Annotated in this window: 16 protein-coding genes and 1 pseudogene; 1 reads left to right on the top strand and 16 read right to left on the bottom strand. The window is 67.8% G+C overall.

What is annotated here, in order from left to right:
- Entirely contained in the window at positions 1-498 is a 498-nt protein-coding gene (locus tag DLJ59_RS31590; RefSeq protein ID WP_244236329.1) for a hypothetical protein, read from the bottom strand.
- A gap of 71 nt (positions 499-569) precedes the next feature.
- The gene (locus DLJ59_RS31585; RefSeq protein WP_208648901.1) at positions 570-1,109 is read right to left on the bottom strand and encodes an AAA family ATPase; all 540 of its coding nucleotides are present in this window, start codon (positions 1,107-1,109) and stop codon (positions 570-572) included.
- 439 nt (positions 1,110-1,548) lie between these two features.
- On the opposite strand from DLJ59_RS31585, the gene DLJ59_RS31575 reads away from it, so the two are divergent.
- Positions 1,549-2,286, top strand: a complete 738-nt coding sequence (locus tag DLJ59_RS31575; protein ID WP_124777523.1) for an HAD family hydrolase — start codon at positions 1,549-1,551, stop codon at positions 2,284-2,286.
- Between the two features lie 36 nt (positions 2,287-2,322).
- Here DLJ59_RS31575 and DLJ59_RS31570 read toward each other — a convergent pair whose 3' ends face one another.
- From DLJ59_RS31570 to DLJ59_RS31510, 14 genes and pseudogenes are all read right to left on the bottom strand, one after another.
- Positions 2,323-2,775 (bottom strand): PPC domain-containing DNA-binding protein, encoded by a 453-nt coding sequence (locus DLJ59_RS31570; RefSeq protein WP_124777521.1) that lies wholly within the window; start codon positions 2,773-2,775, stop codon positions 2,323-2,325.
- 69 nt (positions 2,776-2,844) lie between these two features.
- Positions 2,845-3,294 carry a SitI3 family protein gene (locus DLJ59_RS31565; RefSeq protein WP_124777519.1) on the bottom strand — a complete coding sequence of 150 codons (450 nt, stop codon included), beginning with the start codon at positions 3,292-3,294 and terminating at the stop codon, positions 2,845-2,847.
- 13 nt (positions 3,295-3,307) lie between these two features.
- Positions 3,308-3,730, bottom strand: coding sequence for a CdiA C-terminal domain-containing protein (locus tag DLJ59_RS31560; protein WP_124777547.1), 423 nt, complete (start codon positions 3,728-3,730; stop codon positions 3,308-3,310).
- Positions 3,731-3,903: 173 nt separating this feature from the next.
- Entirely contained in the window at positions 3,904-4,431 is a 528-nt protein-coding gene (locus tag DLJ59_RS31555) for a DUF6244 family protein (protein WP_124777517.1), read from the bottom strand.
- Between the two features lie 287 nt (positions 4,432-4,718).
- Complete coding sequence (locus DLJ59_RS31550) at positions 4,719-5,405, bottom strand: hypothetical protein (RefSeq protein WP_124777515.1); 687 nt, start codon at positions 5,403-5,405, stop codon at positions 4,719-4,721.
- A complete protein-coding gene (locus DLJ59_RS31545; RefSeq protein ID WP_124777513.1) occupies positions 5,402-6,598 on the bottom strand; it encodes an NUDIX domain-containing protein in 1,197 nt (398 codons plus the stop codon). The genes DLJ59_RS31550 and DLJ59_RS31545 overlap by 4 nt, the downstream gene beginning before the upstream one ends.
- A 522-nt stretch (positions 6,599-7,120) precedes the next feature.
- Positions 7,121-8,023 carry a phosphotransferase gene (locus tag DLJ59_RS31540; protein ID WP_124777511.1) on the bottom strand — a complete coding sequence of 301 codons (903 nt, stop codon included), beginning with the start codon at positions 8,021-8,023 and terminating at the stop codon, positions 7,121-7,123.
- Between the two features lie 191 nt (positions 8,024-8,214).
- On the bottom strand, positions 8,215-9,570 hold the full coding sequence (locus tag DLJ59_RS31535; protein ID WP_124777509.1) for a serine hydrolase domain-containing protein: 1,356 nt from the start codon (positions 9,568-9,570) through the stop codon (positions 8,215-8,217).
- Positions 9,567-10,490 (bottom strand): aKG-HExxH-type peptide beta-hydroxylase, encoded by a 924-nt coding sequence (locus tag DLJ59_RS31530; protein WP_124777507.1) that lies wholly within the window; start codon positions 10,488-10,490, stop codon positions 9,567-9,569. Before DLJ59_RS31530 ends, DLJ59_RS31535 begins: the two co-directional genes overlap by 4 nt.
- Positions 10,491-10,591: 101 nt before the next feature.
- On the bottom strand, positions 10,592-10,756 hold the full coding sequence (locus tag DLJ59_RS36740; protein WP_167493917.1) for a hypothetical protein: 165 nt from the start codon (positions 10,754-10,756) through the stop codon (positions 10,592-10,594).
- A gap of 112 nt (positions 10,757-10,868) precedes the next feature.
- Positions 10,869-12,404: a protein kinase domain-containing protein gene (locus DLJ59_RS31525; RefSeq protein WP_124777505.1), complete on the bottom strand. Its 1,536-nt coding sequence runs from the start codon at positions 12,402-12,404 to the stop codon at positions 10,869-10,871.
- Between the two features lie 9 nt (positions 12,405-12,413).
- Complete coding sequence (locus tag DLJ59_RS31520) at positions 12,414-13,142, bottom strand: hypothetical protein (protein ID WP_124777503.1); 729 nt, start codon at positions 13,140-13,142, stop codon at positions 12,414-12,416.
- Positions 13,139-13,762, bottom strand: coding sequence for a hypothetical protein (locus DLJ59_RS31515; RefSeq protein WP_124777501.1), 624 nt, complete (start codon positions 13,760-13,762; stop codon positions 13,139-13,141). Before DLJ59_RS31515 ends, DLJ59_RS31520 begins: the two co-directional genes overlap by 4 nt.
- Positions 13,738-14,414: pseudogene (locus tag DLJ59_RS31510) on the bottom strand (hypothetical protein); the annotation flags it as partial. The pseudogene DLJ59_RS31510 and the gene DLJ59_RS31515, both read right to left, overlap by 25 nt.

The raw sequence follows: 14,414 nt of genomic DNA, 5'->3' as shown, positions 1-14,414 counted from the left end.
CTATATCGGTGACAAAGTCGTTAGAAACGCCGCGCCGGTTGCCGCCACCTCCTCGGTGCGATCAGTCACGGTCATCTCGCGGCTCGGTGAACCGGCCGTGATCTTCTCGCAGATGCCGAGCAGCTCAGAGTGGTTGCGCAGCTTGGCGTACCCCTGGGGAGGATGGAATGCGCCCAGCTGAGCCCTGAGCTGCTCCAGCGACAACCCGGGGTACTCCGCAACTCGTTGGATCGGGATAGCGAAGGCCTGGTTCAGGTCCTGGACGTACTCGAGCACCGAGGCGCCATTGCCGGGGCGAGCCCGTTCGGCGATCTCGGCAATCCGCTCCGGAGTGTCGACGATGGCGGGCCCGAGGTCGATAACCGCGCCGAGCCGGGCGACAGGCCAGGTGAGGTAGACGTACCAACGCGCCGACTGGCCTGTCAGGAACCGGCGCCGGAACCCGTGCGTCTTCCCGCCCGCCCAGAGGGGGTCGTGGTACAGGGGCTTCAGCGACATGAGGATGGTCTCGCGGCCACCGTCAGCCGAGCCGCCGTTCCCGAATGAGCTCGGTTGGCCGCTACGAGAGATCACGTTGCTGACCGTGCCAGGACCTCCGAGGCCAACTGCGCCACCGGCAGCTGACCATCCAGCACCACCGTGTCGGCCGGCAGCATGCTGACAGCTGCAGCGCAGCGGGCTACCTGTTCCAGCCGCCAAGCACGTACCTGCGCATCACGATCCGGGTCATTCGGCCAGACCGACTGCGCCGCGATGCGCGTCCGTAGGACGTCGGTGGGCACGTCGATGAAGAAGTGGTCGACAAGCACGTCGTGGGCCCGCAGCCGGCCGAAAATCTCGTCAAGGTACGACGGCACCACCACGGTCATCGGTACGACAAGCGTCCGTCCGTACTCCTCAAGCAGCGCTGTTGCTGTATCCGCGACGCTACGCCGCCACACCCGCAGGTCTTGAAAATCGCCGCTCGCAGGCGGCGGAACGATCTCGCGGAGCATGAACCCTGGCAACTCCGCATCGAACATCAGCAGCCGAGGGTCATCCGTCGTCAACTGCTGCGCCAGAGTGGTCTTCCCAGCGCCGAACGCACCGTTGATCCAGATCACGCGCACGTGTCGCTCCTCAGGCCCCAAACGGGTGCACTACTACTTGACCTAACGAGGGGGTGGCTCGCCCAGTTGAGGGCGGCCAATTCACCGCCAGCGAGGAGATCGTAAGAAGACCATGAGTCTCTGCCAGCACCGCTACGTTCTCCGGCGTGGGCATCCCGGGGTTGGTGCCCGTTGGCCAGTAGGCGAACTCGGACTTGGCCCGCGGCGAGCCCGTTGGTCCCATGCCTGGATCTGTTCCGGTCATGGCCGCTGCGGCCTTCTTGCCGTGCGGCCCGAACGCGCGGGCACCGAGCTCGGCCTCCGATTCATCGTCGGTCGGACGCCATGCCCGGTAGGCGATCGAGTCGCCGCGCGCAACCCCGAATGAGACCACCGACGCTCGGCAGCCAGTTCGGTACCGTCATCGGCCTCACTCGCCCGTGCGTGCGACGATCGTTCTGTGAACCACCGCAGCGCCGGATTGGTGATCTGGGACGTTGACGGGACTCTCATCCCCGCGGACTTGCGCTGGCTGACGCGCGCCATCGCTCGCGCGTACGGTCTCGCGCAGTCCGCGGTTAACTTTCCTGACAAGAAGGTGCATGGCTATACGGACGAGTCGATCGCCGTCGACACGGCGATCGCTTCGGGCGTCGACCCGTCAGATGCGGAGGCGGGCATACCCGCCTTCCGTCAGGCCATCGCCGCGGTCATGCAAGAGGGCCGGCAGGAGTTCGCTGAGGTCCAGCCGCCGTATCCAGGTGCTGCGGCGAGCATCGCGGAGTTGCACGACCGAGGCTTCATCCAGACCGTGCTGACCGGCAATATGCGTTCGGCCGCCGAGGTGAAGCTGCACGTGGCGGGCTTGGATGAGTTTCTTGATCTCCGCATCGGCGGGTTCGGTTCAGACGAGCGCGATCGCTTTCAGCTTCCGGCAGTCGTCGGCCGACGCTACTCCGCGATCTACGGTGATCAGCTCGATTCCTCGCGCGTCATCGTCATCGGGGATGCGCCCAACGATATCGCCTGCGCGCGCCATGCCGACTTTCATGTCGCCGTTGTCGCTCACCGAATTGGACGGCAAGAGTTGACTACCTACGAACCCGACCTGGTGCTCGACAGTCTTGAACCAATGATGGTGATGGCCGCCGCCAGTTCGCTGTTGAGCTCGGGTGGGGCGAGGGCGACGGCCTGTTAGCCGCATACTGCTCTTCAAGTTCGAGCATAACCAGCGTTAGTTGTCGCCGATCCGCAACAGCGGCACGTCGTAGAGGCTCGCCTCGGGGATACGACGCATGACGGGCGCAGCGACCTCGAGAATCAGCATCTCGGTCAGGAACTGGACCGTAGCGGCGAGCAGGTGGCTGGTGTGGCCGGTCGCGCTGTGCTCCTTGAGCCCGACGCTGACGTGGATGTGCGGCGAGATCCGGTCGTGGGCGTCGTCGTAGGCGATGGTGCCGCCGCCGAGCGCTTCGACGTTGGTCAGGTGCACCCGGTCCCAGACCGGGGCTTGGGGGTCGTCCAGACGCTGGCAGGTGCCGACGATCTCGACCGTGCTGAACCCGGCGATGTAGCCGTGCCGGATGCCGTTGGTGCGGCAGGCGTCGGCGAGGGCGGTGAAGAAGTCCTCGCCATGATCGAAGGTGACGCCGATCATCCGTCCGGGCGTGAGGTCATGGCTGCGCATACTGAGGCACTTCCGGTCGGGGTGGTCGGGGGAGTGGCTGTGGTGGGTCCAGCCGGGGACGCATGCCCGTCAGAGGTGAAGAATCCTGTCGTAGTCTTCGTCGTACCAGCCGTCGGTGTTGTGCTTCTGGATGGTCCCCGCGACGCGTGTCAGCATCAGCACGTCGCCGTTGAGGGTTAGGGCGGCGTCCTCGGCCCTGCCGGTGAGGATTCTGGCCACGGCCGCCAGCATGTGGGGCTTGCCCTTGTCGACCAGGGTGTCCTTGCGCATGTAGAAGCTGACGTCGACGTAGGTCTCCGGCTCCCATTCCCACAGAGCGCCACCGTCGTCCTCGGCGCTGTAGTAGCCGTGCCTTCCGCCGGTGATGTCCACGACGTACCCATGCTCGTCGTTCAGGTCGGCGCTGAGCATCCTGCCGCCGGACGCCGTGGACGTCGCGACTGCTCCGGGAGCAGCCAGTTCCGCCACCTGCTCCAGTGGAATGTCGCCCGCCAGTGTCAACCGGTACTCGACAGCCATTTGCACCCCTTCGTCAGTCTCGCCGGATGATCTGAATGATCGCACCGTCGCGCGTTACCGCCGCCAGTTCCTTCAGCCCTGCTACGGGCCAGTCGTGGAACTGCTTGTGCAGGGCGGCGAGGTCTCCTCGCCAGTCGTGGAGGTTCAACATCACGCGTTGGGTCTGCTCCGCGTCGACCTTCCTGGACACGGCGCTCCAGACGGCGCGGGGTGGCACGGGAGCAGTGGGCGCGTAGCAGTCGAAGACATGCCCCTCGATGAGGAAGTCGGGTGCCTTTTCCGGCCTCCCAGAATCCCCGGTCTCGCGTCGCGCGTCCGCGACCTCCTGCCTCGTGGGGTTCTGGTGAACCCGGTACCCCTTGCCGGCGACCCTGTCGGCACACTCGTTTTCCAACTCCAGGGCACGGCGCTCCCGTGGATTCTCGTTCGCGGAGATCCGGGTTCGGCGTCCGGTAGGCGACCCGCCGACGACGCCGGTGGGACGCCTGGTCCACGGGTTTGACGCGTCAGTCTCCGTGGAGACGGTGCCGCCCATGGTGGGGGTCGTCGGGGATGGGCTGCCGGTGGTAGCAGGGGCGGGGCTGGCCGGTGGATGACCGCCAGCCCCCGTCAGTTTCCCGACGACCCCAACTGCCGGGCCTGCGCGATCGCCCCTTCGATGGCCTGCCGGGCCCCGCCGGTGCGCTGAACGACCAGCACCAGGACCTGCTTGATGGCCTCCAGGGCCTGCAACAGCGGCCCGGGCTGCCCACCCTGCAGGACCACGGCGACGAGCTGCTGCGCCTCACCGACTCCGGTGATGACCCCGGCCGCCGCCTCACGAGCAGCGTCCACGGCGCTCAGCACAGGCGCCAGCCCGGCGATCGTCTCCTGCGGGGTGGCCTCGTTCGGCACCGCCGCGGTCGCCTTCGTCGCATCACCGATCGAACCGGCGAGACTTCCCAGGCCGCCCTGGATGCCGGTGATCGCGTTACGCACCCGGGCCACACCCGCCGCCACGGCGACGAAGCCCGCGCCCGCGGCCCGCAACGCCACCTCCTGCGCCTGACTGTCGGCGGCGGCTGCCAACCCCTGCGCGCGTTCGACCCCGGTCATCAACGCGCGGAGTTCACCGGTGATCTTCTCGATGTGCGACACGCGGCCGGCATCCCCAATCGATGACAGTAGAAGTGCTCGACAGCTGAAACTACCTGGCGTTCCTAGGGGCCTACCGCCCCGTGTCAGCCCGTCGCCGGTATCGGTCTCGACGAGGTCGAGGAGGCGGTGGGCCGCGTTGATCGCGGACGCAGGACCTCGGCGGCGGCTTGGTCGACGCGTTCGTCGAGGATCTGCCGCAGCGTGACGATCTCGACGCCGGATGGAAAACCCAAGTGTCGAGTGATGGCGGCACGGCGCGGTCGATCACAGCGGGCCTTGCGCTGGCTTCATGTCCGCCAGTCCCGTCTGTTTGCGGACACTCCTGCTCCTACGTCGGCGCGGCCGTTCCTGGGACTCGGGAGGCGGAGAGACTCGAGGATCGCCGCGCAGTTGGATTCGGTCGACATGGAAATGTCAAGTCGCTGCGTTGGCAGGCTCGGCCAGTCGCCGAAGGTATGCATCTCTGTGGCCAATGCATGCAAATACCCCAGGTATCCGGGCGTCACGGTCTGAGACGATGTGAGGCGCGGAAGGGCCGTCCGGAGCGCTTCCACGCCGTCCCCAAGTTCGATCGCCACGCACGGGTGGACGTCGGTGAGCGCTCGGACCGAGGTGGCCAGACGTTCCCGAAGTGGTTCGATTGCCGTGCGTCGTTCGTAAGCGTGGGCGCGGGCGGATGCGTAGACGGTCTTCGGCCCGCGATCAACCAGGTGCACGTGGTCTTGTGCGACGCTCAGGTCGCGGAGGTCGTCGAGGCGATCAATCATTGCCGTGATGAGCGCTTCTGCGACGTCCAGACCAGTGGTACTGACGACCCAGCAGGCGAACTGTTCCGCTGCGGCGATCGTGGGGAGATAACGCCACAGTGGGCTGGAGACGACTGCTTCGGCGCCACTGCGGTTCAGGGCGGCGGCAAGGTGTCCGATGAGAGTGGTCTTCCCGCTACCGTCGATCCCGTCGACGAAAATGATCATGGGGATGCCGATTCTTCGAGCATGCTCCTCACGGCCACGAGCGCACCTGGCACCCGTGCGGCGAGCCGCTCGGCCTGTGCTACGTCGTCTGCGCCTGCACGGCGGTAGGCGTCGTAGTCGCCAAGGAGCGACCTGAGTTCGGTGCCCGGCCAGTCGCGCAGCGCCTCGACCACCTCAGGAAGGCGCAGGCCGACCTCTGGCGCTCGATGTGCGACAAGCAGCCGACCGGCACTCGACAGCACCGACAACACCCGGCGTGCGGTGTCCTCGCGCTCCGATTCTGCGTGGTGGCTGGCGGCCAGACGGGCGACGGCAAACTCGTGCAGTACGCCAACATCACCAGCGAGATCGGTCAGCTCTGAGGTGGCGGCCGGCGTAGGGGCGGTGGCACCTGCGATCACGGCGGTGTCGAGCCCTACACGACGCAGCGCCACCCGCATCTTCATGTCGTAGAGCGGACCGAGGCGACGGGCGTCGCCCCCGTGGCTGTCGGCGAGGTGCAGCGACGCTCGAGAACCGTGGCGTCGGGCCGCTTCACTGACGATCTCGTGGAGCGACGTGGCGGCGGCCGACGTGGGGGGCAGGTTCCAAGCGATGAAGTCGACGTCGCTCCAGCCCTCGACGAAGTCTCCTCGTGCGGCCGATCCGCACAGCCCCACCCCGGCATCCGGATACCCGGCGATGACGGCCTCGGCCTCTGCCGCCACCTGGTTGACCAGGTAACTGAGCTTTCGGCTGAACGGCAGGGGATTAGCGGCACGCCAGGTGACGACGGCAAGGGCGCGATCCAGCACCTGCTGGAACTGGGGATGGCTGGCGGCCTGCCGGGCGGCAGAAGCCTCGAGCCAGCGGGCCTGGACGAAGCCTTCGTCCCGGGCCGGCGTCGTGGTGGTGGTGGACGTCGAGAAGAGGAACCAGTCGACGATCTTCGCCGCTGGCGTGCCGTCGTTGTCGGTGAACGTGTAGGCCTCCTGCCCGAGATACGCGCTGTAGTGCGTGTCGGTGAGGCCAGCTTCCTCGGCCACCTCCCTCCTGGCTGCCTGAAGTGGCGCCTCGCCCGACTCCAGTCGGCCTTTCGGCGCGACGGTCTGTCGTTCACCGGTCTTTCGGACCTGATCGAGGAGCAGGATCTGTGGAGAGCTGAGGTCGTCGGTCACGACGACGGCACCGGCGGAGGCGGATCGACGGATCATGGCTGGACGCCTCCTGGGGATGTCTGCGGGGCCTGGACCGTGTCGGAGAGACGAGCCCGAAAGGGAATGCCGTACTCCGTCGCGAGGTCTTGGGCCGTGTACCGGCTGACGGCGATGACCTGGTCGGCGGCCTGGACGAGTTGGTGTTCGTCGCAAGCGAGATCGCCCGCGTGGAGGCTGGCGGCGCTGAACTCGCCGCGTACGAGGACGGGGGCTCGGTCCTCGCGAGGTCTGGCGAGATACCGCAGGGGGTCTCCGCCTCCCAGGTGGAACAGTCGATGGCGTCGGGTCTGACCGTATCGAGGGTGTCGGCGACGCCCTCGCGGTGCTGAACCAGGTCTTCGGTGCGGGGAAGCGAGACGACGGTGACATCCTTCGCCTGCAATGGGTGGGGTGACTCCTGTGTGATCATGGTTACCGATGCGCCCAGGTCGGCCAGTTGCCGTGCCAGGGAGCGGTAGAGCGTGCAGATGCCGCCGCGGCTCACTTGGTGGAGGTCCCGGTGGACCAGGGCTACGTGGATCATGCTGGCCTCGCCGCGGCGAGCCGTTGTAGGCGGATGCTGGCCGAGGTCCAAGCGGCCTCGATGATCGGCAGACAGCGCGTCCGGGCCGGGTCGTCCTCGGGCAGTTCGTGGTGCAGGCGCAGCTCGCGGGTCAGGACCACAGCGAGGTTGAGCGCGAATGCGGCCTCGATGCCCGTCGCACTCACGATCGCCTCGATACGCTCGCGGATCAATGGCGTATTTGCGCCGACCTGGGTGTGGAGCATCGCAAGGTCGAAGCCAGGAAGGAACAGTCCAGTGAACTCCCAGTCGACTAGCACCGCCGTGGTCTCGGCTTCGTCATCGCTGTCGGAACGGCTGGCATTGAGGAGTATGTTGCTGGCCAGCGGGTCGCCGTGATTGAGCTGTGCCGGCGCGTCGCAGCGGGCCAGCAGACTGTCCAGAGCCTCTCGCTGGCCCTCAGTGAGGTACCCCTTGGCTTGGTACCGAGCCACGCGGTCGGAGTAGTCGAAGGTCAGTGAGAACCGGACGGCGGGACAGGTCCACTCATTCAACGCGGTGATGCAGTCCAGGACGGCGTCGACCTCCCGGGTATCGAGCTCTCGCTGGGGATAGCGTTCGACCGCGAGGGGCGATGCGTCGACCCATTCCAGGACCAACAGCCGGTCACGGTCGGTATGGAGCAGCCGAGGAACGCGGACAGGCGGGCTGGTGTCACCGAAGACCTCGTACACGTCCAGCTCGTGCCGCCACTTGGCCGCCCAGAACGGGTCCGGGTCGATCAGAAATTTCACCGCTGCCGGTTCGCCGCGGAACGAGCCTCGCGCCAGCAGGGTCTTGTCCGTGCGCCCTAGCACCGTGTCGATGGTCAGCCCGATCGTGGCTACTGTGGTGGGCAGATCAGGCAGCGTGTGCGACATCGGCGGTCTCCTCGATCGACTCAATCATCCGTTGGCGAAGGCTGGTTTCGGAGCGCTCCCCTGCCAGACCGCGGCGACCTCAGCGACGCAGCGTTGAAAGTACTGGTCGCTGAGCGCACGACCGGTCGCCAGGCGCGCCAACGAGTGCCAATACGTGCATATGTCCGCCGGCCATCGTGCGCCGTTCCAACTCATCCTGATCGTCGTCCGTATCGCAGTCGGGGTGCCCGCACCAGATCGAGGATGAAGTTGTCGGGTATTGGCTCCCTGCGCTCCGCCAAAGGAGTCGGGAGCGTAAGCGTGTAGCCATCCCCTGCATAGGTGGCGGACCCGACGGAGGTGAGCCGGTCGAGGGTCCCTCGGCGCCACAAGTACAGCGAGCTGGCGCTGCGGCTCAGGCGTAAAGTGCCGGGCACCTCGTCGCTGGCGTAGGTCCCGAGGATGGTGTGCTGTTCTTCGGCGTCGACGCGTCCAGGGTGTTGGCGCGCGGGCGCAGGACGGCTACCCACGCCACGAGACAGAAGGACGCTAACGTCAATGTTGGGATCGTGGGCCAAGTCGACGAGTGCAGCGGTAGCCATGTGGTCCCCGGCGATCTCGGCGTTGTTAGACAGGCAGATCACGCGAAGTCCTGAGCTGGTCAGATGGGCAGCGGCGGAAAAGCCCTGTTCGTGGCCGTAGTGAAAAACGGCGGTACGGCCGGGGCGAGGATCGGCGTACAGCCCGGCACCGTACGTGAACGGGGCGTGGTCGCTGGGCTGATAGCCGAGGTGCCGCGCGAATGGAAGCGCGTCGTCGGCCCAGCGGCGCCATTCGCGCCAGAGGTGGGCGAGCCAGCGGTCCAAGTCTGCGGCGGTGCACCACAGAGACCCGGGGCCGGGCAAGGTGACCGGGCGCTGCTGGTGCTGCCAACGGCCGGCGAGGGCCCCGTAGCTGGCAGCGGCACCGGGGATCACCTCGCGTGGATCGGTCTTGAAACGGGCAGACGTCATGCCGAGTGGAGTGAAGATGTGCCGATTGGCGATCTCGTGGAGTCCGGTGCTGTACGCGTGCTTGAGAGCTTCGGCGAGGAGAAGATAGCCGGTGTTGCTGTACAGGAAGCAGCCCGGTCCGACGGCTCGGTGCCGCTGGCGGTAGGCGAGTTGGAGCAGGTCATCCGCGGTGTAGTGGTCGAGTTCGCGGAAGCCGGCCAGGGACAACAGGGACTCGGCGTCCCGGACGCCGCCCTGGTGCTGGATGAGGTCGCCGATGGTGACGCCGGGGACGCGGAATTGGGGCAGGACGTCGCCGACGGGCCGATCCAGGGTCAGGAGACGGTCGCGGGCGGCGCGGATGCACAGGTACGCGGTGATCTGTTTGGCGACGGAGCCGATGTTGAAAACGGTGTCCTCCCGGATGGGCGCCGCGAGTTCGAGACTGGCGGATCCGGTGTACGACTGCGCCGTCGGCTGATCGCACTGGCTGACGCGCAGAATGACGCCGGGCTCGCCCAGTCGGTCCGAGAGGGCCGCCTCGGTAGGAACAGCCGAAGTGTTGGCGGAGTTCATAGGCCGAGAGCTTCGTGGTGGACCAGGCGTAGGCGTTCGCGTAGGTCGGGCGTGGTGATCAGACTGAGCGCGCGGGCGTGGTCGGCGGCGGTGGTGGCGAGGAATCCGCGCTGCTGCTCCAGGTAGGCGTTCAGAAATCGGTTCAGGTTGCCGCTGGTGTCGGGCAGGACGCGGGCGGTGTAGATCATGGTGAGCGGGAAGGCGAAGCACGCATGTAGGAAGCCGAAGGCAGGCCTGCTCGTCTTCTTCCAGGGGGAGTAGAACCGAACTCGGTCGCTGATCTCGCAGGCGGTGGCGCTGAGGGCGTCGTTGAGCCAGTTGTGGGCCGCCTCGTGGATCAGGTCGCGCGCCAGAACGACGGGTTCGCCGATGTGGTCGCAGAAGATGGTGCCGGGTAGCCGGGTGATGGTCCAGCTGTCAAGGGTGTCGCCGAGTTGCTTGTGGCGTAGCAGGCAGACGACGACTGCGTGGCCGGCGAGAAGGTCGGCGAAGCCGTTCTTGGCGCCGGTGGCGTAAGCGGCGGCAGCCAGTTCCCGCAGGTTCGGCGGGGCGGCGGTGGTGTCCGGGCCCAGTACGTAGTAGGGAGTCTCGGAGATCGCTGAACGGGGCAGGCGGTCCAGGTCCGGGGTAAGGACGACGCGCGGACCGACGGCGGTGGGTGTCGACAGCGCGGAGGCGTTCGCGTCGCGGTGGGCACCGTACCAGTTGAAGATGGCGGTATCGCGGTTACGAGCGGCAACCTCAGCTCCTTCGAGCACATGGTGGGCCAGGCAGTGGTCGACGGCGGCCGTTTCTGGCGAGTCGGGCATGCCGGCAGTCGGTTGGGCGATGGGCTTGAGGACGGCGCGGATCCGGCGGGTTCGGTCGCGGTGGTGAGCCTGAATGGGGGCGGAGGAGAAGGAGATGGCGGGCGCGTCCACGGGGTGGTCCTTCCGGCTGTCTGGGCCTGGGGCCGGCCCCGTGAGGGTCCGGCCCCAGGAGGTACTCACCGGCGGCGTGCCCGCCGGTGAGGTGCGGGCGTTCAGGCGTCGGCGCCCTCGGCTGCCGCGGTGCTCGCCGGGGCCTCGGCGGTCGGCCAGCCCTCGGCCGAGACGCTGGAGGTGTGGCGGGTGCTGCGGACGGTCTCGTCATCGCCGCGCAGGTCGTCCACGGCGGCGAGGAAGTCGCTGATCCGGTCGTTGTCCATGAGTGGGTTCGTCCTTTCCGAAAGAGGGGTGTGGGTCGTGCACCTTCTGGAGCTGGTTCCTGCGGCGGTGAGCGGGCGGTGGGCACCGCGTCTCCTTCCGGTTGATGGCGAGTCAGTTGCTGCGCTGGACTGGCGTGGCGGCGGGGGTGGCCGCTTGGCGCAGGGCGTCGCGCAGCTCTCTCATGGCGGGCCGGTCCTCGGGTGCCGGGGCGAGCGCCGCGGTGATGATCGGGCGCAGGCCGGGGGGTGCGGTGTGCAGCCGGGAGTGGCCGTGGCGGGGGATGTCGGCGCACAGGTAGCGGTAGGTCAGGACCGCGAGGCTGAAGACGTCAGCCGCTGGGGTGGCGCGGTCGTAGGAGGTGGCGTACTCGGGGGGCCAGTGCACCTCCGGGCCTCGACTGGCGGGGCCGCGCGGAGTGTCGGCGCGTCGCGCGGCACCGAGGTCGGTGATCAGTCCCTGGCCGTCGTGAATGAGGATGTTCTCCTGGTAGACGTCGCGGTGCACGATCCCGCGCTCGTGCAGGGTCCTCAGGCCCTCGGCGACGTCGGCCAGGATACGCAGCCCGGCCGTCATGTCGTCTCGATCGAGGATGGGGGCGAGGTGTGTCCGGAAGCTACCCCCGTAGCAGTGCGGCATGGTGTACCAGTCGAACCGGTTGGTGCTGCCCTGCTCAAGTAGCGGCACGACGTGTGCGGTGCCTTGGGCGGCGCGGGTTACGGCGATCTCGTGGCGGAAATCCTCACTGGTCAAGGCCCTTTCGGCCTCGGTCATCTCCGTGTACCAGTAGAAGCCGTAGGCGGCCTTGCGGGTGGCCTCGTCGAGCTCGGCTAGGACGTGGTTGCTGCCGAAGCCGGCCTTGAGGACCACTGGAGGTGTCCCGTTGCGGCTGGCGAGCACCAGGGTGCTGGCGCGGGTGAAGCAAAGGAGGTCGTGGACGTGCCAGCCGGCGTCACGAAGCTGGTCAAGGACCCAGGCGGCGGGGTGCATCGGGTCCAGGTGCATGGGCTGCCTCCTCATGTTCGCGCCGCAGACGGTGTGGTGTGGCGTAGCCGGTCCAGGCAGGTGGCGGCCAGCCGGTCGAGGTCGGGTTTGGTGGCGCGGGTGGTGCAGCACGGGCAGGCCGGTTGCCTCGGTCCACGCGTGGACTGCCTGCTCGTACAGGTCGGCATACCGAGCGGCGGTCGGGTGGTCCTCCCCGAAGCGACGCGTTGTGGCCCGCATGGACAGCCGGGCATGGCACAGCTCGGGCTCGGTGGTGAGCAGGACGATCAGGTCCGCCCGCGCGGTCGTAACCTCGGCGAGCTGCTGGACGTAGTAGGCGACAGGACGGTCGTGCAGCAGGGCGATCAGGCAGGCGGTCGACAAGGTGAGCCGGTCGGCGATGACCGGGCCGAGGGACAGGGCGGGGGCGAGGTTATGGCGGGCATGGAGTTCCAGGTCGCGGCGGACCGCGGCCACCGCCCGCACGCCGTCTGCTGCCGGACGGCCGGCCCGCAGGCTGACGATGGAGCGGGTCGCTTCCAGCGACAGCCAGGAGAATTGCCCGATGTGCCCAAGGGGGATGTCTTCGCAGGCGGCGTTGGCCAGGATCCGGTCGCGTAGCGTGCTCTTCCCGGCTCCGGCGATTCCTTCCAAGGCCAGCAGCATGCCTCGCTCCTAGTTCTTCTCGGCGATCAGCCAGCTGATGAACTTCGCGACGCGGCCGAGAGAGACCGGTTTGGTGCCGTGGGTGAGCTGGGAGCCATAGAGCAGGGCGGTGCCGGGGGCGGGGCTCACGCTCCATCGGGTTCGGGGCATGGCCGAATACCAGTCAGCGGAGTGGTCGGCTCCGTCGTGGGCCAGCCACATACCGCCCGCGTATCCCTGTTCCTGGGCGTCGGGGTCCAGGCGGGTGTTCCACAGGCGGCCGCTGGACGTGCTTTCGACGTAGAACGCGCCGCCGGCCTCGGCCTCACGGATCACGACGCTGATGCCGGCGATCTGTCGCGGCCAAGCGAGCGGGTCGGGGGCGATGCCGTCGAGGTGGCCGGTGATGTGCTGGCCGGGGCCGTACTCGACGTAGGTCCACGGCCGACAAGCGGTGATCGACGGCATGACGCGGGACAGAGCGGGGCGGGCGCGGTCGAAGGCATGCTGAAGCAGTGCCTCGGCTCTGTCCGGGATCCTTGGGACCTCGATCCGTCCGGCCGGCTCGTAGACGGCCATGGCCTGCTCCTTGGAGCGACCGGGGATCTCATGGATGGAGTTGGCCCGCCGCGCGCCGAAGCGGAGCCGGGCCTCATCGCTGAGGAAGTCGTTCATCATGGCTGCGAGCTGGTCCCGCTCCTCGGTGTCGACGAATCCCTCGACGCTGCCGACCGCGACGGTCTCGGCGATGTGAATCACGAGTAGGTCCTCCTCGTCTCGAGCACGCGGCGGACGTCGTCCAGGCCGGTGCAGTGATTGAGCCAACTGGCCACAGGGTGGTGAGGGTTAGCGGCCGGATTGGCCCACAGGGCCAGCAGCTCGCCGGTCAACGGCAGCTCCTCCGCGCCGGGCAGCGCCTCCCACACGGTCAACTGGTCCAACGCCGGGCACCAAGCGACGTGCTGTGTGGCGAAGGCCCGCCCCAGCCGTGCCGCCGCCATGAGCCGGCAGGAGCGCAGGAGCTTTTCGGCAGGCTCAGCCCGCTGGTAGCTGCGGTGCTCGGTCTGCGCCCATCCTGCCCCGATCGCTGCGGCTGCGACCACAACGCGGCAGGTAGCACAGCACGCGCCGTTGGCCATCGGGCACGAATGATCGTGGGCGGGGAGGGTGGCTGCGACCTCGACGAGAGCCGCCCAGGCGGAGTCCATCAACAACTCGCTGACGGTGCTGCGGCCCGAGTCCGGGCCATGGTTGCAGCACACCGGACCAGGCCGGCGCGCGGCGCTGGGAAGGAGTGCGGGCTCGATGAACAGGGCGTGGAAGTACACGATCCGCCCCAGCAACTGATGGATCGTCAGCGAGGCCGTGACGCTACCCATGCCGCCTCCTCGTTGGTCGAAGCAGTGCTGTGAGGAACTGGGCAATGGCAGCCGTCCTCAGTGGGCCGCTCGCCGCGTAGCGCGTCGGTGACGGCGCGGGTGGCCGCGTCAACGGCATCGAAGTACGCCGGCCAGCCGTGCCTGGTGCCCCGGCGCAGCACCAGGTCGAGTACGGGGCTCGCACGTCCGGTGGTCTCGCACCTCAGCTCCGCACGCCCGACGGCCACCTGCACGGCGGCGGGTAGGTCGGTGGTCACAGCGGTGATCGCGCGGCACAGGGCCGCAGCAGCTCGCGCGTACTCGGTTCGGTCACGCGGAAGGATGCCGACCCGGCGCTCGGCGGGCGGCAGATCAAGGCCTGGATAGAGATGTCCCTGGCAGCTGTCGTACGTGATCAGGCGCCAGTCCTGAGTGACGGCGTCGACCAGGGAGCGGACGCCGGGCTCGATCGCCCCTCGCCACTGGGGGTGGGCCGGGTCGAGGTCATCGGCCTCGTGCACGCCGGGCAGGCCAACGGTGTTGATGTTGCCGTACGAGCTGGTGCGCAGCCGCACAGGTGGGCGGTTCGCCTCGGGGTGGTCCCAGTGGGCGAGGAAGGAGGCGACGTCACGCATGCTGTTCGGCATACGCGGGTGCGAGCGCACCTTGCGGC

Origin of the sequence: Micromonospora inaquosa, from assembly GCF_003857055.1 — a bacterium.
Classification (GTDB): domain Bacteria; phylum Actinomycetota; class Actinomycetes; order Mycobacteriales; family Micromonosporaceae; genus Micromonospora; species Micromonospora inaquosa.
The sequence above is the reverse complement of the archived record's forward strand: the minus strand, read 5'-3'. Positions and strand labels throughout refer to the sequence as shown.

Excerpts from the sequence above, each read along its gene's own strand:
- DLJ59_RS31535 (WP_124777509.1), bottom strand. The coding sequence starts at position 9,570 with ATGAACTCCGCCAACACTTCGGCTGTTCCTACCGAGGCGGCCCTCTCG.
- DLJ59_RS31590 (WP_244236329.1), bottom strand. The coding sequence starts at position 498 with ATGTCGCTGAAGCCCCTGTACCACGACCCCCTCTGGGCGGGCGGGAAG.
- DLJ59_RS31550 (WP_124777515.1), bottom strand. The coding sequence starts at position 5,405 with ATGATCATTTTCGTCGACGGGATCGACGGTAGCGGGAAGACCACTCTC.
- DLJ59_RS31565 (WP_124777519.1), bottom strand. The coding sequence starts at position 3,294 with ATGGCTGTCGAGTACCGGTTGACACTGGCGGGCGACATTCCACTGGAG.
- DLJ59_RS36740 (WP_167493917.1), bottom strand. The coding sequence starts at position 10,756 with ATGGACAACGACCGGATCAGCGACTTCCTCGCCGCCGTGGACGACCTG.
- DLJ59_RS31525 (WP_124777505.1), bottom strand. The coding sequence starts at position 12,404 with ATGCTGCTGGCCTTGGAAGGAATCGCCGGAGCCGGGAAGAGCACGCTA.
- DLJ59_RS31570 (WP_124777521.1), bottom strand. The coding sequence starts at position 2,775 with ATGCGCAGCCATGACCTCACGCCCGGACGGATGATCGGCGTCACCTTC.
- DLJ59_RS31545 (WP_124777513.1), bottom strand. The coding sequence starts at position 6,598 with ATGATCCGTCGATCCGCCTCCGCCGGTGCCGTCGTCGTGACCGACGAC.
- DLJ59_RS31540 (WP_124777511.1), bottom strand. The coding sequence starts at position 8,023 with ATGTCGCACACGCTGCCTGATCTGCCCACCACAGTAGCCACGATCGGG.
- DLJ59_RS31515 (WP_124777501.1), bottom strand. The coding sequence starts at position 13,762 with ATGGGTAGCGTCACGGCCTCGCTGACGATCCATCAGTTGCTGGGGCGG.